The following is a 21,463-nucleotide window of genomic DNA, read 5'->3' as shown; positions in this document are numbered from 1 at the left end:
GCATGCAGCAGGATGGCGGCGTGAAGGACGTCGTCATCCTCGGCTCGACCGGCTCCATCGGCATGCAGGCGCTCGACCTCGTGCGGGCCAACCCCGACCGGTTCCGCGTCGTCGGTCTCACGGCCGGCGGCAGCAACCCCGAGCTGTTCGCGCGTCAGGTCGAGGAGTTCGCGCCCGTCGTCCACGGGCTGGGGGAGGAGGCGAGCATCGACGCCGCCGCGCACGAGTGCGACGTCGTGCTCAACGGCATCACGGGCGCCGTGGGCCTGCGCCCCACCCTCGCTGCGCTCGACGCGGGTCGCACCCTCGCGCTGGCCAACAAGGAGTCGCTGGTGATGGGCGGTCCGCTGGTGCTCGACCGGGCCGCACCCGGCCAGATCGTGCCCGTGGACTCCGAGCACAGCGCCCTCGCCCAGTGCCTGCGCAGCGGCGCCGACCACGAGGTGCGCAAGCTCGTGCTCACTGCGAGCGGCGGCCCGTTCCGCGGGCGCAGCCGCGGCGAGCTCGCGCAGGTCACCCCCGAGCAGGCGATGGCCCACCCCACCTGGGACATGGGTCCGGTCATCACCATCAACTCGGCCACGCTGGTCAACAAGGGCCTCGAGGTCATCGAGGCGCACCTGCTCTTCGGCGTGCCCTACGACGCCATCGAGGTCGTGGTGCACCCCACGAGCGTCGTGCACTCGATGGTCGAGTTCGTCGACGGATCGACGCTGGTGCAGGCCAGCCCGCCCACGATGCTCATCCCGATCGCGCTCGGCCTCTCCTGGCCCGACCGCGTTCCCGACGCCGCGCCGGCGGTCGACTGGAGCACCGCCCAGACCTGGCAGTTCGACCCGCTGGACGACGACGCCTTCCCCGCCGTCGCCCTCGCCCGCGAGGCCGGGCGCCGGGGCGGCACCGCCCCCGCCGTCTACAACGCAGCCAACGAGGTCGCGGTCGCCGCCTTCCGCGAGGGCCGGCTGTCGTTCACCGGGATCGTCGACGTGGTGGCCGACGTCGTCTCGTCGCACGACGTAGTCTCGGAGCAGGCGATCGCTCTCGACGACGTCCTCGGAGCCGATGGATGGGCGAGGGAGGCGGCCGCCGCGGCCGTCGCCGGCAACCGCTGACGCCGACCCTCGTCGCCCCACCGCAACTCGAACCCGAACCCCGCGAGGACCGCACCCTCATGACCGCACTGCTCTACCTGCTCGGCGTGGTGATCTTCGTCGTCGCGATCCTGGCCTCGATCGGCCTGCACGAGCTGGGCCACATGATTCCGGCCAAGGCCTTCGGCGGGAAGGTGACCCAGTACTTCATCGGCTTCGGACCCACGGTCTGGAGCAAGCAGGTCGGCGAGACCGAGTACGGCATCAAGGCCATCCCGCTCGGCGGCTACGTGAAGATCGTCGGCATGCTGCCGCCGGGTGCCGACGAGCTCGTCGAGGTCGAGGCGGGCGCAGCCGCGGCCGGCGAGCCGCAGACCTTCCGGGTGCGCAAGTCCAACACCGGCATGTTCACCCAGCTGATCTCCGACGCCCGTGCCGCCGAGTGGGAGCTCGTCGGCCCCGAGGACTCCGATCGGCTCTTCTACCGCATGTCCTGGTGGAAGAAGGTCGTCGTCATGGCCGGCGGGCCGACGGTCAACCTCGCCATCGCGTTCGTGATCTTCACCGGTGTCTTCGCGACCTTCGGCAACCCCGCCGACATCCGCAGCAAGACCGTCATCGACGAGGTGAACGCCTGCGTGCTGCCGAGCTTCGACAGCGGTCGGGTGTGCACCCCCGAGGAGATCGACTCCTCACCGGCCCCGGCCCGTGCGGCGGGCATGCGCGCCGGCGACCGGATCGTGTCGTTCAACGGCACGCCCATCACCAGCTGGTCGCAGGTGCAGCGCTTCGTCAAGGACAACGGCACCCGCACCGCCGAGATCGTCGTCGAGCGCGGCGGCCGCGACGTCGCCCTCACCGTGACCCCGGCGGTGCGCCCGCCCACGAGCGCGGGGCAGAAGGCCGACACGAAGGTCGGCTTCCTGGGCGTCGTCCCGGTCACCGAGCGCGCCACGGGTGGCCCGTTCTACACGCTGCGCCAGATGGGCACGATGACCGTCGACGTGGTCCAGTCGCTCGTCACCCTGCCCGCCAAGGTCTGGGGTGTCGCCAAGGCGATCGTCGGCGTCGAGCAGCGCGACCCGGAGGGACCCGTCAGCATCGTCGGCGGGGGCCGCCTGGCCGGGGAGACCGCGGCCGAGACGAGCATCGACACCACCTCGAAGCTGGTCTCGCTGCTGCTGCTCGTGGCCGGCTTCAACTTCTTCATCGGCATGTTCAACCTCGTGCCGCTGCTGCCGCTCGACGGCGGCCACATCGCCAGCGCGCTGTGGGAGGCCGTGCGGCGCGGCTGGGCGCGGGTCACGCGTCGTCCCGACCCGGGCTACGTGGACGCCGCGAAGCTGCTCCCGGTCGCCTACGTGGTGGCGAGCGTCCTGCTCGTGATGAGCCTGGTGCTCATCGTGGGCGACCTCGTGGTGCCCGTGCGCCTCTACTCCTGATCAGGTCGGCCCGGGCCGCCATCGCGTGCGGACTAACCTGGTGCCATGACGTCGATCGACCTCGGCATGCCGGCCCCGCCCCCGCCCGTGCTGGCCCCCCGCCGCCCGACCCGCCAGATCCAGGTGGGCAAGATCGGGGTGGGCAGCGACCACCCGATCTCGGTGCAGTCGATGACGACCACCCTCACCGCCGACGTCAACAGCACGCTCCAGCAGATCGCCGAGCTCACCGCCGCGGGCTGCGACATCGTTCGCGTCGCCTGCCCCAGCCAGGACGACGCCGATGCGCTGCCGCAGATCGCGCAGCACTCGCAGATCCCGGTGATCGCCGACATCCACTTCCAGCCGAAGTACGTCTTCGCCGCCATCGAGGCGGGCTGCGCCGCCGTGCGCGTCAACCCCGGCAACATCAAGCGCTTCGACGACCAGATCAAGGAGATCGCCCAGGCCGCCACCGAGCACGGCACGTCGATCCGCATCGGCGTCAACGCGGGCTCGCTCGACAAGCGACTGCTCGAGAAGTACGGCAAGGCCACGCCCGAGGCGCTCGTCGAGTCGGCGGTGTGGGAGGCCTCGCTCTTCGAGGAGCACGGCTTCCGCGACTTCAAGATCTCGGTCAAGCACAACGACCCCGTCGTCATGGTGCGCGCCTACGAGCTGCTCGCCGAGCAGGGCGACTGGCCCCTCCACCTCGGTGTCACCGAGGCCGGCCCGGCCTTCCAGGGCACCATCAAGTCGGCCACCGCCTTCGGCGCCCTGCTCAGCAAGGGCATCGGCGACACCATCCGCGTCTCGCTGTCGGCGCCTCCGGTCGAGGAGGTCAAGGTCGGCATCCAGATCCTGCAGTCGCTCAACCTGCGCCCGCGCAAGCTCGAGATCGTCTCGTGCCCCTCCTGCGGTCGCGCCCAGGTCGATGTCTACAGCCTCGCCGAGAAGGTGACCGCCGGTCTCGACGGGCTCGAGGTGCCGCTGCGCGTGGCGGTCATGGGCTGCGTCGTCAACGGCCCCGGCGAGGCCCGCGAGGCCGACCTCGGCGTCGCCTCCGGCAACGGCAAGGGCCAGATCTTCGTCAAGGGCGAGGTCATCAAGACCGTGCCCGAGTCGGAGATCGTCGAGACGCTCATCGAGGAGGCGATGAAGATCGCCGAGACGATGGAGCCCGTGGACGGCGCGACGCCCGACGTCTCCGTCGGCTGAGGCCGGCGAGCGCGGCGGGAGCGCGGGCGAGGCCCGACCCCCTAGGCTCGTGGCGTGTTGACCACCCGCCACGGCGTCCGCGTGCTCGCGAGCGCCGACCTGCCGGCTTTCCTCGAGCTGGCCGGTCGCGATCCCGTGGTCAACGTCTTCGCGATCCACCGTGCCCGCACCACGAACCTCGAGCCGCGGTGGCTCGGCGGCGAGATGTGGGGGCGCTACGTCGACGGCGAGCTCGTGGCCGCCTGTCACGCCGCTGCCAACCTGGTGCCGATCGGTGCGAGCGTGGACGACGCCCGCGCCTTCGCCGAGCGGGCGATGGCGCGCCGGCGCACGGCGTCCACCATCGTCGGCCCGCAGGACGCCGTGCGCGAGCTGTGGGTGCGGGTCTCCGAGCAGTGGGGGCCGGGCCGCGACCTGCGCTGGGACCAGCGGCACCTGGCCATCGCCGGCCCGCCGGCGGTCGACCCCGACCCCGAGGTACGCGTCGGGGTGCGCGGCGACCTGCCGACGCTCTATCCCGCCTGTGTGGCGATGTACACCGAGGAGGTCGGGGTCTCGCCGGAGGCGGGAGGCGGCGCCGACCTCTACCGCGCCCGGGTGGCGCAGCTGGTGAGCCGCGCCTGGTCGTTCGTCCGCTACGACGGCGACGAGCTCGTCTTCAAGGCCGAGGTCGCCTGCGCGACGCCCGAGGCCGCCCAGGTCCAGGGGGTCTGGGTGCCCCCGCACCGCCGCGGTGAGGGGATCGCGACGACGGGCATGGCGGCGGTCGCCGCCCTGGTGCGAGCGCGCATCGCGCCCACGGTGTCGCTCTACGTCAACGACTGGAACACCCCGGCCCGCAGCGCCTACGAGCGGGTCGGCTTCGTCGAGACGGCACGCTTCGCCACGATCATGTACTGAACCGCGGCCCGGGTCGGCCCGGGTCGGCCCGTGCCCGGGGCGTCCGGTAGGAAGGACCCATGAGCCTTCCCCTCACCGCCAAGGCCGTCACCGGCGCCTTCGCCGTCAGCGGCGTGATCCACCTGGTCAAGCCGGAGGTCTTCGAGCCGCTCGTGCCCGAGCAGCTGCCCGGCGGCCCGCGCCCGTGGGTCGTCTGGAGCGGAGTGGCCGAGCTCGCCTGCGCGGCCGGGCTCGCGGTGCCGGCCACCCGTCGTCCTGCTGCCGTGGCGAGTGCGGCGCTGCTGGCCGGCGTCTTCCCCGGCAACGTCAAGATGGCGCTCGACGCCCAGCGCAGCTCGAACACCGCGTTTAAGGCGGGCACGCTGGCCAGGCTGCCGCTGCAGTGGCCGATGATCCGCAGCATGCTGAAGGTGGCGCGCGAGTCCTGACCCCGCGCGCCGCGGTGCTGTAACCGGTTCGTGCCGCGCCTCGTGCCGCCCGTAGGCTTCGCCCGTGCTGATGCGGATGTCGACCCTGTTCGTGCGGACCCTGCGGGAGGACCCGGCCGACGCCGAGGTGCCCAGCCACCGGTTGCTGGTGCGTGCGGGCTACATCCGCCGCGCGGCCCCCGGCATCTACACGTGGCTGCCCCTGGGTCTGCAGGTGCTGCGCCGCATCGAGGCGATCATCCGCGAGGAGATGAACTCGATCGGCGCCCAGGAGGTCAGCTTCCCGGCGCTGCTGCCCCGTGAGCCCTACGAGGCCACCAACCGGTGGACCGAGTACGGCGACGGCATCTTCCGGCTCAAGGACCGCAAGGACGCCGACTACCTCCTCGGCCCCACCCACGAGGAGATGTTCACCCTCCTGGTGAAGGACATGTACAGCTCCTACAAGGAGCTGCCGCTGAGCCTCTACCAGATCCAGACGAAGTACCGCGACGAAGCACGCCCGCGTGCCGGTCTGCTGCGCGGGCGCGAGTTCACGATGAAGGACTCCTACTCCTTCGACATCGACGACGCCGGCCTCGAGGCCAGTTACCGGGCCCACCGCGACGCCTACGTGCGCATCTTCGACCGCCTCGGCTTCGACTACGTCATCGTCAAGGCGACGGCGGGCGCGATGGGCGGCTCGACGTCGGAGGAGTTCCTGGCCCGGGCCGATGTCGGCGAGGACACCTACGTGCGCTGCGACACCTGCGACTACGCCGCCAACGTCGAGGCGGTGCAGGTCCGCCGTCCCGACCCGCTGCCCGTGGACGACGCCCCGACCGCGCACGTGGAGGACACCCCGGACACGGCGACGATCGACGCGCTCGTCGACCACCTCAACGCGGCCTTCCCGCGCCAGGACCGGCCCTGGCACGGCGGCGACACGCTCAAGAACGTGCTCGTCATGCTCAAGCACCCCGACGGCACCCGCGAGCCGCTCGCCATCGGCGTGCCGGGGGACCGCGAGGTCGACGCCAAGCGACTGGAGGGACAGCTCGAGCCCATCGAGGTCGAGCCCATGGACGAGGCCGAGTTCGCCCGCCACCCCGCCCTGGTCAAGGGCTACATCGGCCCCGGCGCCCTGGGGGAGGAGTCGACCAGTGGCATCCGCTACCTCGTCGACCCGCGGGTGGTCGACGGCTCGCGCTGGGTGACGGGCGCCGACGAGTCCGGCAAGCACGTTCTCGACCTCGTCGCGGGCCGCGACTTCACCCCCGACGGCACCATCGAGGCCGCCGAGGTGCGCGAGGGCGACGCGTGCCCGGTGTGCGACGGTGCGCTGCACACCGCCCGCGGCATCGAGATGGGCCACGTCTTCCAGCTCGGCCGCAAGTACGCCGACGCCCTCGACCTCAAGGTGCTCGACGAGAACGGCAAGCTGGTCACCGTCACCATGGGCTCCTACGGCATCGGTGTCACCCGCGCGGTGGCGGTGATCGCCGAGGCCACCCTCGACGACATCGGTCTCTGCTGGCCGCGCCACGTCGCCCCGGCCGACGTCCACGTCGTGGCGGCGGGCAAGGACGCCTCGATCTTCGAGGCCGCCGAGAAGCTGGCGGCCGACCTCACCGCGGCCGGTCTCGACGTCCTGCTCGACGACCGCGCCGGCAAGGTGAGCCCGGGCGTGAAGTTCAAGGACGCCGAGCTGATCGGCGTCCCGACGATCGTCACCGTGGGCCGCGGGGTCGCCGACGGCGTCATCGAGGTCAAGGACCGTCGCAGCGGCGAGAAGCAGGAGATCGCCCTCGAGGGCGCCAGCGAGGCGCTGGTCGCCCTCGTGCGGGGCTGAGCGCGCTGCTCGCCGACGCTCGTCCGGAGTGATCCGGGCGGGCGTCGTGCGTGTCGGCGGCGCTGCCTAGGGTGGGCGCCATGGCGATCGACGCAGTGATCTTCGACTGGGGCGGCACGCTGACCGCTTGGCACGACATCGACTTCCACGCCGAGTCCGTGGCGCTGGCGCAGGCGGTGCGCAGCACCCCCGACCCCAGCGACGACCACCACGCGTTCGCCGAGCGGCTGCACCGCGCGGGATCGGTGATCTGGGGACGCAGCCGCGACCACCAGCGCAGCGCGAGCATCGGCGACCTGTTCGACGAGGCGGGCCTCGACCACGACCCCGACCTGCTCGACGCCTACTACGACTTCTGGGAGCCCCACACCCTCACCGACCCCGAGGTGGCGCCGCTGTTCCGGTGGCTGCGCGGCGAGGGCATCAAGGTCGGGATCCTCTCCAACACCCTCTGGCCGCGCGCGTGGCACCGCGGCTTCTTCGAGCGCGACGGCGTACTCGACCTCATCGACGGCGACGTCTACAGCTGCGAGATCCCGTTCACCAAGCCGGCTCCCGAGGCCTTCCGTGCGGCCATGGACGCCGTCGGCGCCACCGATCCCGCGCGTTGCGTCTACGTCGGCGACCGGCTCTTCGACGACGTCTGGGGCGCCCACAACGCCGGACTCCGCGCCATCCACGTGCCGCACAGCGACATCCCCGCCGAGCAGGTCGGCCACACGGAGGGCACTCCGGACGCCGTGGCGCACCGCCTCAGCGAGATCCCCGACCTGCTCGCTCCCTGGCGCTGAGCCGGTGATCGTCTGCAGGTTTGTGCACTGCACATTTATGAGGATTGCGAGCTAGAGACCGCACCCGGTCGCGTGTTGCATGATTGTGCACACGGACGGCGACGAGCCCCACCTCTCCCGCCGCTCCGCGACCGTGTCCCCGGTCGACCAAGCGGTTCGTGGCCTCCGAGTTTCGGGGGACGTCTCGGGAGTTCCTCGGAACTCGGAGGCCACGAACCGCTGACTGGTTTTGGGGACCAGTCGAGTCGGCCGGCGGCCCGCGCCCTGTGCCCCGCGCTCTACAGCCCGGGCAGGCGATCGGGCGCCGCCCCGAGACCCACCGCGCGCACGGCCGCGTCGATCAGCGCCTCCACGCCGAACTGGCGCACCGCCCCGCTGCTGCGGGCCACGAGGTAGGCGTAGGTGGCCGCGCACGACTCCTCCAGCGAGGCGGCGCGGCGCCGGGTCGCGGCCGCGTCGGGTCGCAGCGGCAGGGCGTAGGCGGGCTCTGCCGCCACCGGTGTGGCCCGCCGCGCGGCGAGCAGTCGCTCGACCTGGTCGCGGCGCCCGCGGTGCACGTCGTAGGCGGAGGTCAGCGCCCGGTAGCCGCGCGGGTCGCCGCTGCTCGAGGTGCGCGCACCCAGGGCCGCGAGGACGAAGACCGCCGCGTGCTCGGCGGCCAGCACGGTCTGGAGGGCCTCGACCTCGGCGCTCGCGGCGTCGGAGCGCTCCGCACCGTCGGTGCCCGGCGAGGACGAGGAGCCCGGCGACGGCGCGCTCGTCGTCCCGCTCACCTCAGCACCGCCCGCTGCTGGGCCACTGACGCGGCCATGGAGGCGAGGAGTTGAGCCAGGACACCGCTGCGGGCCTGCAGCGCGGCTCCCACCAGTTCGTCCTGGAGGCGACGCTCCGCGGTGACCAGTGCGCGCAGTGCCCGCGCTCGGTCGCCTGCGGGCGCCGGCGCGGCCGGCGCGTTCGTGGAGGGCGAGGTGGAGGCTGCCGGCGAGGAGGACGTCGCGGTGCCGGCGACGGCGCCGAGCTCGCGCAGGTGCGCGCGGTGCAGTCGCGCGAGGCGGGAGCCGATCGCGGCGAGCGCGGGCACGCCGGCCGCGGCGACGGCGGCCCGCTCGGCCGACTCCAGAGCGGCCTTCGCGCGACCGACGACCGCGTCGTCGGCATCGGCTGCGGGGGCCGTGGGGGTGACATCACCGGAGGGGGAGGCGCCGTCGGGGCCGCCAGTGACGGCGTCGAGGGCATCGCACCCGCTGAGGGCCACCACGGCGCCCGCTCCGACGGCGATCACCGCGCGGCGCGACGGGCGCGTCCGGCCGAGAGAGGTGTCGCGCACATCGTGACCCTAGCGGCCCACGCGCTAGGGTGATGGATCCACCCGCGGTGGAGACGAGCGTGCCTCAGGCAGCCGGTCCCGCCCGCCGCGAGCGGACGCACCCACAACCAGACACACAACAGGACACGGAGGCATCCATGGGTTCGGGCCAGGGCGCACGTCGCGCCACCGAGGAGCGGGTCGCCGCCGCTCTCACCACACCGCTCGCCGAGGTCGGCCTCGACCTCGAAGCCGTCGAGCTCAGCCCGGCCGGCAACCGCCGCGTGCTCCGTGTCGCCGTCGACGCCGACGGCGGCGTCTCGCTGGACGACGTGGCCTCGGCCACCAAGGTGATCGACCGCGTGCTCGAGACGCCCGGCCCCGACGGCGCCTCCGACGCGATGGGCCAGCAGCCCTACACCCTCGAGGTCACCTCCCGCGGCGTCGATCGACCGCTCACGCATCCCCGCCACTGGCGGCGCAACCACGACCGGCTCGTGGCCGTCGTGCTGGGCGAGGGCGAGACGCGCGAGGAGGTGACCGGCCGCATCGGCGAGAGCGACGACGAGGGCGTCGTCCTCGAGGTCGACGGCGCGCCCCGCCGCCTGGCCTACGCCGAGATCACCAAGGCGCTCGTGCAGATCGAGTTCAACCGCCGCCCCGCCCGTGGCGCGGCCGACGAGCCCGACGACGGGATCGACGCCGAGGGCACCGACACCGACGGCACCGACAACGACGACACCGACGAGGTGGAGAACTGATGGACATCGACCTGAGCAACCTGCGCGCCCTCGAGCGCGAGAAGGAGATCTCCTTCGACGTCCTCGTCGAGGCCATCGAGCAGGCCCTGCTCACCGCCTACTACAAGACCGACCGAGCCCTGCCCGGCGCGCGCGTCGAGCTCGACCGCAAGTCCGGACGCGTGCGGGTGATCGTGCCCGAGCTCGACGGCGAGGGCGCGAAGGTGGGGGAGTACGACGACACCCCCGACGACTTCGGCCGCATCGCCGCCACCACGGCGCGGCAGGTGATGATGCAGCGGCTGCGCGACGCCGAGGACGAGATCAAGTTCGGCGAGTTCTCCGGCAAGGAGTTCGACATCGTCTCCGGCGTCATCCAGCAGGGGCGTCGCTCGGACGACGTCCTGGTCGATCTCGGCCGCCTCGAGGCCCAGCTGCCCGCGAGCGAGCGGGTGCCCGGCGAGGACTACAGCCACGGCACGCGCATCAAGGCGCTCGTGGTGTCGGTGCGCAAGGGCATGCGCGGTCCGCAGGTCTCGCTGTCGCGATCGCACCCGACCCTGGTCAAGAAGCTCTTCGCCCTCGAGGTCCCCGAGATCGCCGACGGCACCGTCGAGATCGTCGCGATCGCGCGCGAGGCGGGCCACCGCTCGAAGATCGCTGTGCGCTCGACCGTCCCCGGCGTCAACGCCAAGGGCTCCTGCATCGGCCCGATGGGCCAGCGCGTGCGCAACGTGATGGCCGAGCTCGGCGGCGAGAAGATCGACATCGTCGACTGGGCCGAGGACCCCGCCCGCTTCGTGGCCAACGCCCTCTCGCCGGCCCAGGTGCGCTCGGTCACGGTGGTCGACGCCTCCGCTCGCGCGGCCCGGGTCGTCGTCCCCGACTTCCAGCTCTCGCTCGCGATCGGCAAGGAGGGGCAGAACGCCCGACTCGCCGCGCGACTCACCGGATGGCGCATCGACATCCACTCCGACGAGGAGTCGAACGACTCCTGAGCCGCCGCGACACCGCCGGTTCGTGCTGCGGCCCACACCGGCGGTAGAGTGGACGCTCGGTGACCCGCCGACGAGATTCCCCTGCAGGGGCAGACGACCTCCCGATCCCGGGACCTGTCCGCACTTGCATCGGGTGTCGGCAGCGGGCCACCCGACGCGAGTTGTTGCGGGTGACCGCCGGCTCGGGACGCGACGGCCGCCCGGCCGTCGTCCCCGACCCGACGGGAGCTGCGCCGGGCCGTGGGGCGCATCTGCACCCCACCTCCGGCTGCTACGACCTCGCCGTGCGGCGGAAGGCCTTCGCCCGCGCCCTGCGCATCGCGCCGGGTCCGGACGGGCTGTCCACCGCGCCGGTGGGGGAGTACCTCGCGGCTGCGGCCGCCGGCGACCCGCACGATCCGAATCCGACCGAACCGTCCACCAGAGACTGGAGCAGCAGCTCATGAGCACTCGATGAGTACCTCGCGATGAGCCAGTTCGTTCTGCACCACCCACCAACGGTCTGAAGATCCCCCCGGGTCTTGGGCCAGAAGGAGAAACGTGGCCAAGACCCGAGTTTCCGAGCTCGCGAAGAAGTACGGCATCCCCAGCAAGGAAGCGCTGGAGAAGCTGAGCGCGATCGGTGAGTTCGCCAAGACGGCGTCCTCCAGCATCGAGCTCCCCGCCGTGAAGAAGTTCGAGGACACCTACGGTGCCGACCTTCTCGCGAAGATGAAGCCCGCCGGCGGCGAGGCTGCGGCACCTGCCGCTGCGCCCAAGCCCGCCGCGCCCAAGCCGGCCCCCAAGGCTCCGGCCGCTCCCGAGGCCCCGGCAGCGCCCGCTGCTCCGGCCCCGGCGGCCCCGGCCGCGCCCGCCGCCGACAAGCCGTCGGCGCCGCGCCCCGGCCCCCGCCCCGGTCCGGCGAAGACCCCCGAGGCGCCCGCCGCCCCGGAGGCCCCCGCCGCTGCTGCGCCCGCCGCCCCCGAGGCGCCGGCCGCCCCTGCTGCCCCCGCCGCGCCGGCCCCCGGCCGCACTGACGGTGGTGCGACCCCGGGTCCCCGTCCGGCCGCCCCGCGTCCGCCGGCCCCCAAGGCCCCGGCCCCGCGTCCGGTGGGCAAGCCCGGTGGCACGCCGCGCCCCGGCAACAACCCCTTCGCCCCCAGCCAGGGCATGGGACGACGCCCCGCCCCGCCGCCGCGCGAGGGTGACGCCGGCCCCGGCGGCCCGCGTCCGCCGGCCGGCGCCGGTGCCGGCGGTCCCCGCCCCGGCGGGATGCCGCGTCCGAACCCCGCGATGATGCCCAAGAACCCGGCCGCCTTCGGCCAGGGTCCGGGCGGTCGCGGTCCGGGTCGTCCCGGCGGCGGTCCCGGCCGCCCCGGTGCCCCCGGTCGCGGTGCCCCGGGTCGTCCCGGTGCCGGCGCGGGTGCTCCCGGTCGCGGTCCCGGCGGCTTCGGCCCCGGTCCCTCGGGCGGCGGTCGCCCCGGCGGCGGTCGCCCCGGCCAGCGCGGTCAGACGCAGGGCGCCTTCGGTCGTCCCGGCGGCCCCGCGCGTCGCGGTCGCAAGTCCAAGCGGGCGCGTCGCCAGGAGTTCGAGGCCATGGAGGCCCCGACGATCGGCGGCATGCGCGTCCGCAAGGGCAACGGCGAGACCGTCCGTCTGGCCCGTGGCTCCTCGCTCACCGACTTCGCCGAGAAGATCGGCGTCGACGCCGCCTCGCTCGTGCAGATGCTCTTCCACCTCGGTGAGATGGTCACCGCCACCCAGTCCGTGGGCGACGAGACCCTCGAGCTGCTCGGCGACGAGCTGAACTACGTGGTCGAGGTCGTCTCCCCGGAGGACGAGGACCGCGAGCTGCTGGAGTCCTTCGACATCGAGTTCGGTGCCGACGAGGGCGACGAGTCCGACCTGGTCGTGCGACCCCCGGTCGTCACGGTCATGGGTCACGTCGACCACGGAAAGACCAAGCTGCTCGACGCCCTGCGCAACGCCAACGTGGTGGCCGGCGAGGCCGGTGGCATCACCCAGCACATCGGCGCCTACCAGGTGCGCACCGATGTCGACGGCGACGAGCGTCGCATCACCTTCATCGACACCCCGGGTCACGAGGCGTTCACCGCCATGCGTGCTCGCGGTGCGCAGGCCACCGACATCGCGGTGCTGGTGGTCGCGGCCGACGACGGCGTGATGCCGCAGACGATCGAGGCGCTCAACCACGCCAAGGCGGCGAACGTGCCGATCGTGGTTGCGGTCAACAAGATCGACAAGGAGGCGGCCGACCCCACCAAGGTGCGCGGTCAGCTCTCCGAGTACGGCCTGGTGCCCGAGGAGTACGGCGGCGACGCCATGTTCGTCGACGTCTCGGCCAAGGCCGGTCTGCACCTCGACAAGCTGCTCGAGGCCGTCGTCCTCACCGCCGACGCCTCGCTCGACCTGCGCGCCAACCCCGTGCAGGACGCACAGGGTCTCGTCGTGGAGGCGCACCTCGACCGCGGTCGCGGTCCGGTGGCCACGATCCTCGTGCAGCGCGGAACCCTCCGCGTCGGCGACTCCATCGTCGCCGGCCCGGCCCACGGCCGCGTGCGCGCCATGCTCGACGAGCACGGCAACGAGATCACCGAGGCCGACCCGGCTCGCCCGGCGATGGTCCTGGGTCTGTCGTCCGTGCCGGGCGCGGGTCAGAACTTCATCGTGGTCGAGGACGACCGCATGGCCCGCCAGATCGCCGAGAAGCGCGAGGCACGCGAGCGTGCGGCCATGCAGGCCAAGCGTCGGGTGCGCCGCACCCTCGAGGACTTCATGGCCTCCATGGAGAAGGGCGAGAGCCAGGAGCTCAACCTCATCCTCAAGGGCGACGTGTCCGGTTCGGTCGAGGCCCTCGAGGACGCCCTGGCGCAGATCGACGTGGGCGACGAGGTCAGCCTGCGCGTGATCGACCGCGGTGTCGGTGCGATCACCGAGACCAACGTCGACCTCGCCGCCGCCTCCGACGCCATCATCATCGGCTTCAACGTCCGGCCCCAGGGCAAGGCGGGCCAGATGGCGGAGAAGGAAGGCGTCGAGATCCGCTACTACTCGGTCATCTACCAGGCGATCGAGGAGATCGAGGCGGCCCTCAAGGGCATGCTCAAGCCTGAGTACGAGGAGTCGACGCTCGGTCAGGCCGAGATCCGCGCGATCTTCCGCTCCTCCAAGGTCGGCAACATCGCGGGCTGCATGGTCATCGGCGGCGTCATCCGACGCAACGCCAAGGTCCGTGTGCTCCGTGACGGTGCCGTGGTGGCCGACAACCTGGACCTCGCCTCGCTCAAGCGCGAGAAGGACGACGCCGCCGAGGTCCGTGAGGGCTTCGAGTGCGGTCTGGTCCTGCGCAACTTCCAGGACATCAAGGAGGGCGACATCGTCGAGGCCTTCGAGATGAAGGAGATCCCGCGGGGCTGAGACGCCTCCCGGTCCTCTGCGCCGCCCGTCCCGCACCGGGGCGGGCGGCGCAGCCGCTCCACCCTGCGAATCCCACAGCCGAACTGATAGGAACACCCCATGGCCAGCCCCCGCGTGCGCAAGATCGCCGACCGCATCCAGGTGATCGTCGCCGAGATGCTCGAGCGCCGCATCAAGGATCCCCGGCTCGGCTTCGTCACCATCACCGAGGTGCGCCTCACCGGCGACGCCCAGAACGCCACCATCTACTACACCGTGCTCGGTGAGGACGCCGACCAGCAGGCCACCGCGGCGGCGCTCGAGTCGGCCAAGGGGATGCTGCGCTCGGAGGTCGGCAAGCAGCTGGGCATGCGGCACGTGCCGAGCCTGGCCTTCGAGTTCGACGGCGTTCCGGAGTCCGCACGTCAGCTCGACGAGGTGCTCGCCCGCGCCCGCGAGGCCGACGCCGCCGTCGCCGCCGCCCGCGAGGGCGCACAGCCGGCTGGCGAGGCCGACCCCTACAAGAAGCCGCGCGAGATCGGCGAGGACGTCGAGGATGTCGAGGACGGCGAGGGCGACCGGGACGACGACTGATGGCGGGCTCCTTCATCGTGGTCGTCGACAAGCCGGAGGGCATGACCTCCCACGACGTCGTGGCCCGCGTGCGGCGCACCTGCGGCACCCGCAAGGTCGGCCACGCCGGCACCCTCGACCCGATGGCCACCGGCGTGCTCGTGCTGGGGGTCGAGCGCGCCACCCGTCTGCTCGGGCACCTGATGCTCACCGAGAAGGTCTACTCCGCCACCGTGCGCCTGGGCCAGGCCACGACGACCGACGACCGCGAGGGCGAGGTCGTCTCGACAGCCTCGGCCGCCCACCTCGACGAGGCCGCCGTGCGCGCGGCGCTGGAGGCCTTCCGCGGCGAGATCGAGCAGGTGCCCTCGGCGGTCTCGGCCATCAAGGTCGACGGGCGCCGCGCCTACGAGCGGGTGCGGGCCGGTGAGCGTGTCGAGCTGAAGGCCCGGCGGGTCGTCGTCCACGACCTCGAGGCCGATGGCTTCCGGCGGGCCGGCGAGGACGGCGCGCTGCTCGACCTGACCATCCTGGTGCGCTGCTCGAGCGGCACCTACATCCGCGCCATCGCCCGCGACCTCGGGGCGGCGCTCGGCGTCGGCGGCCACCTCACCTCGCTGCGGCGGCACTCGGTGGGCGGGTTCACCCTCGACGAGGCGAACACCGACCTCGACCACCTCGGCGTGATCGGCCTCGACGACGCCGCCCGGCAGAGCTTCCCGAGCCTCGACCTCGACGCCGAGCAGGCGCAGGCCGTGCGCTACGGACGCCGCCTGGCGCTGCGCATCGACGACCTCACCGCTCTGTTCGACCCGGCGGGGGAGTTTCTCGCCCTCTACCGCCCCGACAGCGACGGCGCGCGCCCCGAGGCCGTCTTCGTCGGCTGAACCCGGAGCCCCACGTCACCGGCGATGTGGGAGAGTGACCGACGTGCGAGTGTGGCGTGACTTCAGCGACGTCCCGGCCGATCTCGGCCGCACGGTGGTGACGATCGGCAACTTCGACGGCATGCACCGCGGGCACCGCCACGTGGTGGCGCAGGCCCGCGAGGTGGCCCGGCGCGTCGGCGTCGACCACGTGATCGCCGTGACCTTCGACCCGCACCCCATCGCGGTGCTGCGACCCGACCACGCGCCGGCCGCGCTCACGAGCATCGCGGAGCGCACCCGGCTGATGGCCGAGGCCGGGGTGGACGACGTGCTCGTCATCCCCTTCAGTCGCGACATCGCGGCCTGGAGCCCGCAGGAGTTCATCGACCGGATCATCGTCGACACCCTGCACGCGCGCGCCGTCGTGGTCGGTGCGAACTTCCGCTTCGGCAACCGCGCCGCCGGCGACTGCAACCTGCTGCGCGCCGTGGGCACCGAGAAGGACTTCGAGCTCGAGGAGGTCACCCTCGACGGCGGGCCCCAGGTGTGGTCCTCCACCTACGTGCGCACCTGCCTGGCGGCCGGCGACGTCTCCGGCGCCGCCGAGGCCCTCGGCCGGCCCTTCACCACGCGCGGGATCGTCGTGAAGGGCGACCAGCGGGGCCGTGAGCTGGGCTACCCCACGGCCAACGTGGCGGTCGGTGAGGGAGCCGCCGCTCCGGCCGACGGCGTCTACGCCGGACGGCTCACGGTGCTCGACGGACCCGACGCCGGCACCACCTATCCCGCGGCGATCAGCGTGGGCACCAATCCCACCTTCGCCGGCGAGCGCGAACGCCGGGTGGAGTCGTACGTGCTCGACCGCGACGACCTGCGGCTCTACGACCGCGAGGTCGAGGTGGCCTTCGTCGAGCGCGTGCGCGGCATGGCCCGCTTCGACTCCGTCGAGGAGCTGCTCGAGGCGATGGCGGGCGACGTGGCCGACACCCGCAGGGCCCTCGGGCTGTAACCGGTGGCGGCATCGGCGGCGGAGGTCGAGGCGGCCGAGCGGTGGTTCGTGGACCACGGCCTGCCCTACTTCGTCGACGGCTACCGCGCGTCGGTGGCCCGCGGGCTGACGCGAGCCCGCCTCGTGCCGATCACCGCGGCGGCCGTGGTGCTCGCAGCAGCCGTGGGCGCGGTGGGGGCGCCCCTGCTCGGGGCCGCCGCCTCGCTCGGTGCGGCACTGACGACGATCGGGCTCGTCCTGTCGGTGTACGCCGTGGCCACGCTGCGCGCCTGGCTCATCGTCGTCTGGGCGCTGCGGCGCACCTTCGGTTCGCTCGGGCTCCTGCTGCCGCTGGTGACGCGCGCCCTGCCGCTCCTGCTCCTGTTCATCACCTTCCTCTTCATCAACACCGAGGTCTGGCAGGTGGCGGCCGCACTCGACAGCGGCGTGCTCTGGATCGCCGTACTGCTCTTCGCCGCGGTGGCCGTGGGCTTCCTGCTCACTCGGCTGCCCGAGGAGCTCGATCGCGTCGACGACCAGGTCGAGGCCGAGCAGCTCGTCGAGGCCTGCGCGGGCACGCCGTTCGAGCCGACCTCGCGCGCCATCGCCGACCGTGTCGATCGGGTCGGCGGGGTGCATGCCGAGGTCACCGGTCTGCAGCGGGCGAACCTCGTGCTGGTGCTCCTCGTGACGCAGTTCGTCCAGGTGCTCCTGCTCGCGGTCGCGGTGTGGGCCTTCTTCCTGCTCTTCGGTGTCGTGGCGATGGATCCGGCCGTGCTCGAGCTGTGGCTCACGCACCCGCTCACCGCCGTCCGCGGGCCGGTCGGCGACCTGTTCGGCACCCGACTCAGCCTCGAGCTGCTGCGCGTGGCCACCTTCCTCGCGGCGTTCAGTGGGCTCTACTTCACCGTTTACGCCGTCACCGACGACCTCTACCGGCGCCAGTTCTTCTCCACCGTGACCCGCGAGCTCGAGCGGGCTGTGAGTGCGCGGGTGGCCTACCGCGAGATGCGTCGCGACGACTCCCCGACGATCGAAGAAGATTAAGAGGACTAAGAGAGTCTTGTTACTCTCTTCGCATGTCGCTCTCGGTGGACCGTCGCTCCCTGCTCGCCCTCCCGGCCGTCGGCGCCGCTGGCCTGGCCGCGGCTCGACTCGGGGCCCTGGTGCCTCCTGCTCAGGCGGCCAGCCCCGCGATCCTCAAGCCGACCCCGCCCGCGACCTTCATCGACTTCGGCACCAATGCCGAGATGCGCTTCTCCGCCGTCGATCCGCGCCGCTACCTCACTCCGCAGCCGCGCCTGTTCGTGCGCAACCACACCCGCACGCCGCAGATCGACCCCGCGACCTACCGGTTGCGCCTGCACGGCGACGGCCTGCGTCGCCCCGAGGGCGTGAGCCTCGGGCTCGATGAGCTGCGACGACGCTTCCGCGTCGTCGAGCTCACCTCAGTGCACGAGTGCACCGGGAACGGCCGCAGCTTCTTCGCCACCCAGCAGGGCACGCCCGCGCCGGGCACGCAGTGGACGCTCGGTGCGGTCGGCACCGTGCGCTGGCAGGGCGTGCGGCTGCGCGACGTGCTGCGCTGGGCCGGAGTGCGCCCCGACGCCGTCTCGATCCAGGCGGTCGGCCTCGACGACGACTACATCGACAAGGGCGAGAACCTCGGGCGCGTGCGCCGTGCCTTCCCCGTCGCCAAGGCGCTGGACGACGCCCTCCTCGCCTGGGGTGCCAACGGGCGGCCCCTGCTGCCCGACCACGGGTTCCCGCTGCGACTGGTGCTGCCCGGCTGGGTCGGCATCGCCAGCATCAAGTGGCTCGGGGAGCTCGAGGTGGCCAGGCGCGAGCTGACCTCGCCGTGGAACACCCGCTGGTACAACATCGGCGGTCCGCTGACGGTCAACCCCGTGCGCTCCGCGTGGGAGCTGCCGTGGGAGGCCGCGCTGCCGGCCGGGCGCAGCGTCGTCCTCACGGGCCGCTCGTGGTCGGGAGCAGCGCCCATCGCCCGCGTCGAGATCAGCACCGACGGCGGCACGACGTGGCGGGCCGCCCGCCTGCGCCGCGACGACGCCCGCAGCGCCGACCACGGCAACGGCTGGACGCGCTGGAGCCACGTCTGGAGGTCGCCCCGAGCGGGGCGCCACGAGCTGCTCGCGCGCGCCACCGACCGGCTCGGCCGCACCCAGCCCGACGTGGCCGCCGCCAACCCCAACGGCTACTTCTTCGACGCCGTGGTGCGCCACCCCGTCGTCGTCGGCTGAGAACGGCGGCTGGGCCGCCAGGCAGCTTCAGTCCTGGACGCGCCCGCGCAGCCGCTTGACGTCGCCGCGACGCGACTTGGCGTCGAGCCGGCGTCGCTGCGAGCCGCGGGTCGGCTTGGTCGCGCGTCGCGGGGGCGGCGGAGGAGCGAGCAGCTCGCGGATAAGCGCCGCCAGTCGTTCACGGGCTGCCACCCGGTTGCGGTGCTGGGAGCGGTGCTCGTGGGCCACCACGCTCAGCGGCCCGGGCGCGCGGACGACGAGCCGCTCGCGCCGTCGCTCGTCGAGCACGCTCGAGGTGGCGGGGTCCCAGAGGAGCTCGACGCGGCTGTCGGCGGTGTTGACCGACTGGCCGCCGGGGCCGGGAGAGCGGGAGAAGCGCTCCACGAGCTCGCCCGCGGGCACGACCAGTCCACCGGGCACGCCCGGCCCGGGAGGCACGATCAGGTCCACCGGGTCTCCCGTGGGGTCATCCGCGCGCCGACACGGCAGCCGGTCAGGCGACCGTGACCGGCACGCCCGACAGGGCGGCGTTGCCGGACACGTCGAGGCGCTCGGGATCGGTGAGGTCGTTGATCGAGACGCCGACGACCGACTCGGCCACCGCCAGGCGCACGTTCGCGCCGGGTCGCTGGTGCCCGTAGCCGTGCGGCAGCGAGACCACGCCGCGCATGACGTCCTCGCTGGCGCGCACCTCCACCTGCACCGACCCGACGCGGGAGGTGACCGTGACCGTCGCGCCGTCGACCAGCCCGCGCTCGGCCAGGTCGCCGGGGTGCATCAGCAGGTGGTGGCGGGCCTGCCCCCTGGTCAGCCGCTCGGTGTTGTGCAGCCACGAGTTGCAGTCGCGCTGGTGGCGCCGGCCGATGAGCAGCAGGCGGCCGTCGTCCACGGGCTGCTGGGTGCGCAGGCGGGCGAGGTCGTCGCCCACGATGCCGGGCAGCGCCCGCACTCGCTTGTCGCGGGTGAAGAGCCGTTGCGGCAGCTGGCCGGGGGTGAGCGGGCCGAGGTCGACTCCCTGCGGGGTGCGGCGCAGGTCGGTGAGGGTGACGCCCGAGCGGCCCGTGCGCAGCAGCATGCCGACGAGGAACGTGGGGCTCATGCTCATCCTGGCCCGCGCGGTGAGTCGCGAGCGGAGCGATCCACCGGCGGGCAGGCGCTGCTGGAGTCGGGCGTGGAGGTCGCGGAAGATCTGCCAGTCGTGACGCTGGTCGCGGCCCTTCGGCAACAGGGCCGGGGTGAAGCGGGCGGTGTCGCGCACGGCCAGCGCGTGGAAGACGAGGTCGTAGTGGTCGCGCTCGAGCAGGGTCGTCGGGGGCAGGATCACGTCGGCGTGGCGCGTGGTCTCGTTGAGGTAGATGTCGATGGACACCATGAAGTCCAGGTCGTCCATCGCGCGGTCGAGCGCAGCGCCGTCGGGGGTGGAGAGCACCGGGTTGCCGGCGATGGTGAGCAGCGCCCGCACCTGCCCCTCGCCAGGGGTCTCCATCTCCTCACGGAGCACCGAGACCGGCAGCTCGCCGCCGGTCTCCGGCGCCTGTCGCACCCGCGAGCGCCAGCGGGCGTGACCACCGCGGCCGATGAGACCGCGTCCGACGATGTCGATCGCCGGCCGCGTCAGCATCATGCCGCCCTCGCGGTCGACGTTGCCGGTGACGAGGTTGATCAGCTGCACGGCCCACTGGCACACGAGGCCGAACTCCTGGGTCGAGACCCCCATGCGGCCGTAGACCGCGGCGCCGTCGGCGGCGGCGATCTCGCGCGCCAGGCGCTCGATCGTCGCTGCGGGGACGCCGCTGGCCCGCTCGGCAGCGTCGGGGGTGAAGTCCGCGATCGCGGCGCGGACGTCGTCCACGTCGTCGAGCCAGGCCGGGGGAGTGGCGAGTCCCTCGTCGAGGATCGTGCGCAGCACCGCGAGCAGCACCCAGGCGTCCGTGCCGGGCCGCACGAAGTGGTGCTCGTCGGCGCGTTGCGCGGTCTCGGTGCGCCGCGGGTCGAGCACCACCATGCGCCCGCCGCGCTCCTGCAGCGCGCGCAGCCGTCGCGGGAAGTCGGGCACGGTCATCAGCGAGCCGTTGGAGGCCATCGGGTTGCCGCCGATCACCACGAACAGCGAGGTGCGGTCGATGTCGGGCACCGGGAGCAGCAGCTGGTGGCCGTAGAGGAGGTGGCCGATCAGCTGGTGGGGGAGCTGGTCGACCGAGGTGGCGCTGAAGGGGTTGCGGGTGCGCAGCGACTTCACCAGCGCCGTGCCGTGGGTCATCGAACCGAGGCTGTGCGCGTTGGGGTTGCCCAGGTAGACCGCCACGGCGTCGCGCCCGTGCTCGCGGACGACGCCCGCCAGCCGATCGGCGACGAGGTCGAGCGCCTCGTCCCAGGACATCTCCTCCCAGCGCGCGGCCTCGCCGTCGCCGATGCGGCGCACCGGACGGCGCAGGCGGTCGGGGTCGGCGTGGACGTCGCCCAGGGCGACGCCCTTCGGGCAGATGTGCCCGCGCGAGAGCGGGTCGTCGGGGTTGCCGCGCGCGCGGGTGACGCGGCCGTCCTCGATCGTCAGGAGCAGACCGCAGGCGGCCTCGCACAGATTGCAGACTCCCACGCGCTCCGCGGCCTTCTCGCTCATCCGTGCATCCTCACACGCGCGCGAGGCCCGTT

The 21,463-nt window shown here is 72.8% G+C and carries 20 protein-coding genes; 16 read left to right on the top strand and 4 right to left on the bottom strand.

Annotated features, from left to right (window positions below; translation table 11 throughout):
* The first annotated feature begins 2 nt into the window (after positions 1-2).
* The 7 genes from dxr to ACERUN_RS00755 all read left to right on the top strand — a co-directional run bounded on the left by dxr (position 3) and on the right by ACERUN_RS00755 (position 7,680).
* Positions 3-1,112, top strand: coding sequence for a 1-deoxy-D-xylulose-5-phosphate reductoisomerase (gene dxr / locus ACERUN_RS00785; RefSeq protein ID WP_370287631.1), 1,110 nt, complete (start codon positions 3-5; stop codon positions 1,110-1,112).
* Positions 1,113-1,171: 59 nt separating this feature from the next.
* Complete coding sequence (locus ACERUN_RS00780) at positions 1,172-2,533, top strand: RIP metalloprotease (protein WP_370287630.1); 1,362 nt, start codon at positions 1,172-1,174, stop codon at positions 2,531-2,533.
* A gap of 45 nt (positions 2,534-2,578) precedes the next feature.
* On the top strand, positions 2,579-3,730 hold the full coding sequence (gene ispG / locus ACERUN_RS00775; protein WP_370287629.1) for a flavodoxin-dependent (E)-4-hydroxy-3-methylbut-2-enyl-diphosphate synthase: 1,152 nt from the start codon (positions 2,579-2,581) through the stop codon (positions 3,728-3,730).
* Between the two features lie 54 nt (positions 3,731-3,784).
* The gene (locus ACERUN_RS00770) at positions 3,785-4,630 is read left to right on the top strand and encodes a GNAT family N-acetyltransferase (RefSeq protein WP_370287628.1); all 846 of its coding nucleotides are present in this window, start codon (positions 3,785-3,787) and stop codon (positions 4,628-4,630) included.
* A gap of 59 nt (positions 4,631-4,689) precedes the next feature.
* Positions 4,690-5,058, top strand: a complete 369-nt coding sequence (locus tag ACERUN_RS00765) for a DoxX family protein (protein ID WP_370287627.1) — start codon at positions 4,690-4,692, stop codon at positions 5,056-5,058.
* A 76-nt stretch (positions 5,059-5,134) separates the two neighbouring features.
* A complete protein-coding gene (locus ACERUN_RS00760; protein ID WP_370287657.1) occupies positions 5,135-6,889 on the top strand; it encodes a proline--tRNA ligase in 1,755 nt (584 codons plus the stop codon).
* An 80-nt stretch (positions 6,890-6,969) separates the two neighbouring features.
* Entirely contained in the window at positions 6,970-7,680 is a 711-nt protein-coding gene (locus ACERUN_RS00755) for an HAD family hydrolase (RefSeq protein WP_370287626.1), read from the top strand.
* Positions 7,681-7,958: 278 nt separating this feature from the next.
* Here ACERUN_RS00755 and ACERUN_RS00750 read toward each other — a convergent pair whose 3' ends face one another.
* Positions 7,959-8,453, bottom strand: coding sequence for a DUF4439 domain-containing protein (locus ACERUN_RS00750; RefSeq protein WP_370287625.1), 495 nt, complete (start codon positions 8,451-8,453; stop codon positions 7,959-7,961).
* The gene (locus tag ACERUN_RS00745; protein WP_370287624.1) at positions 8,450-9,007 is read right to left on the bottom strand and encodes a hypothetical protein; all 558 of its coding nucleotides are present in this window, start codon (positions 9,005-9,007) and stop codon (positions 8,450-8,452) included. Before ACERUN_RS00745 ends, ACERUN_RS00750 begins: the two co-directional genes overlap by 4 nt.
* Before the next feature lie 137 nt (positions 9,008-9,144).
* Between ACERUN_RS00745 and rimP the strand changes: the two genes are divergently transcribed.
* The 9 genes from rimP (at position 9,145) to ACERUN_RS00700 (ending at position 18,811) form a co-directional block, all read left to right on the top strand.
* Positions 9,145-9,747, top strand: coding sequence for a ribosome maturation factor RimP (rimP, locus tag ACERUN_RS00740; protein WP_370287623.1), 603 nt, complete (start codon positions 9,145-9,147; stop codon positions 9,745-9,747).
* A complete protein-coding gene (gene nusA, locus ACERUN_RS00735; RefSeq protein WP_370287622.1) occupies positions 9,747-10,724 on the top strand; it encodes a transcription termination factor NusA in 978 nt (325 codons plus the stop codon). The genes rimP and nusA overlap by 1 nt, the downstream gene beginning before the upstream one ends.
* 59 nt (positions 10,725-10,783) lie before the next feature.
* Positions 10,784-11,170 carry a YlxR family protein gene (locus tag ACERUN_RS00730; RefSeq protein ID WP_370287621.1) on the top strand — a complete coding sequence of 129 codons (387 nt, stop codon included), beginning with the start codon at positions 10,784-10,786 and terminating at the stop codon, positions 11,168-11,170.
* Positions 11,171-11,264: 94 nt separating this feature from the next.
* Complete coding sequence (infB, locus tag ACERUN_RS00725) at positions 11,265-14,141, top strand: translation initiation factor IF-2 (RefSeq protein WP_370287620.1); 2,877 nt, start codon at positions 11,265-11,267, stop codon at positions 14,139-14,141.
* 99 nt (positions 14,142-14,240) lie between these two features.
* Positions 14,241-14,714 (top strand): 30S ribosome-binding factor RbfA, encoded by a 474-nt coding sequence (gene rbfA, locus ACERUN_RS00720; protein WP_370287619.1) that lies wholly within the window; start codon positions 14,241-14,243, stop codon positions 14,712-14,714.
* On the top strand, positions 14,714-15,580 hold the full coding sequence (gene truB, locus ACERUN_RS00715) for a tRNA pseudouridine(55) synthase TruB (RefSeq protein ID WP_370287618.1): 867 nt from the start codon (positions 14,714-14,716) through the stop codon (positions 15,578-15,580). Before rbfA ends, truB begins: the two co-directional genes overlap by 1 nt.
* A 43-nt stretch (positions 15,581-15,623) precedes the next feature.
* On the top strand, positions 15,624-16,571 hold the full coding sequence (locus ACERUN_RS00710; RefSeq protein ID WP_370287617.1) for a bifunctional riboflavin kinase/FAD synthetase: 948 nt from the start codon (positions 15,624-15,626) through the stop codon (positions 16,569-16,571).
* Between the two features lie 3 nt (positions 16,572-16,574).
* Positions 16,575-17,597 (top strand): hypothetical protein, encoded by a 1,023-nt coding sequence (locus ACERUN_RS00705; protein WP_370287616.1) that lies wholly within the window; start codon positions 16,575-16,577, stop codon positions 17,595-17,597.
* A 32-nt stretch (positions 17,598-17,629) separates the two neighbouring features.
* A complete protein-coding gene (locus ACERUN_RS00700; RefSeq protein WP_370287615.1) occupies positions 17,630-18,811 on the top strand; it encodes a sulfite oxidase in 1,182 nt (393 codons plus the stop codon).
* Between the two features lie 27 nt (positions 18,812-18,838).
* Here the strand turns inward: ACERUN_RS00700 and arfB are convergent, their stop codons facing one another.
* Positions 18,839-19,252 (bottom strand): alternative ribosome rescue aminoacyl-tRNA hydrolase ArfB, encoded by a 414-nt coding sequence (gene arfB, locus ACERUN_RS00695; protein WP_370287656.1) that lies wholly within the window; start codon positions 19,250-19,252, stop codon positions 18,839-18,841.
* A gap of 52 nt (positions 19,253-19,304) precedes the next feature.
* Positions 19,305-21,431 carry a molybdopterin-dependent oxidoreductase gene (locus ACERUN_RS00690; protein WP_370287614.1) on the bottom strand — a complete coding sequence of 709 codons (2,127 nt, stop codon included), beginning with the start codon at positions 21,429-21,431 and terminating at the stop codon, positions 19,305-19,307.
* Between the last annotated feature and the right edge of the window lie 32 nt (positions 21,432-21,463).

The sequence above is a fragment of the Nocardioides sp. genome (assembly GCF_964229035.1).
Lineage (GTDB): Bacteria > Actinomycetota > Actinomycetes > Propionibacteriales > Nocardioidaceae > Nocardioides.
The sequence above is the reverse complement of the archived record's forward strand: the minus strand, read 5'-3'. Positions and strand labels throughout refer to the sequence as shown.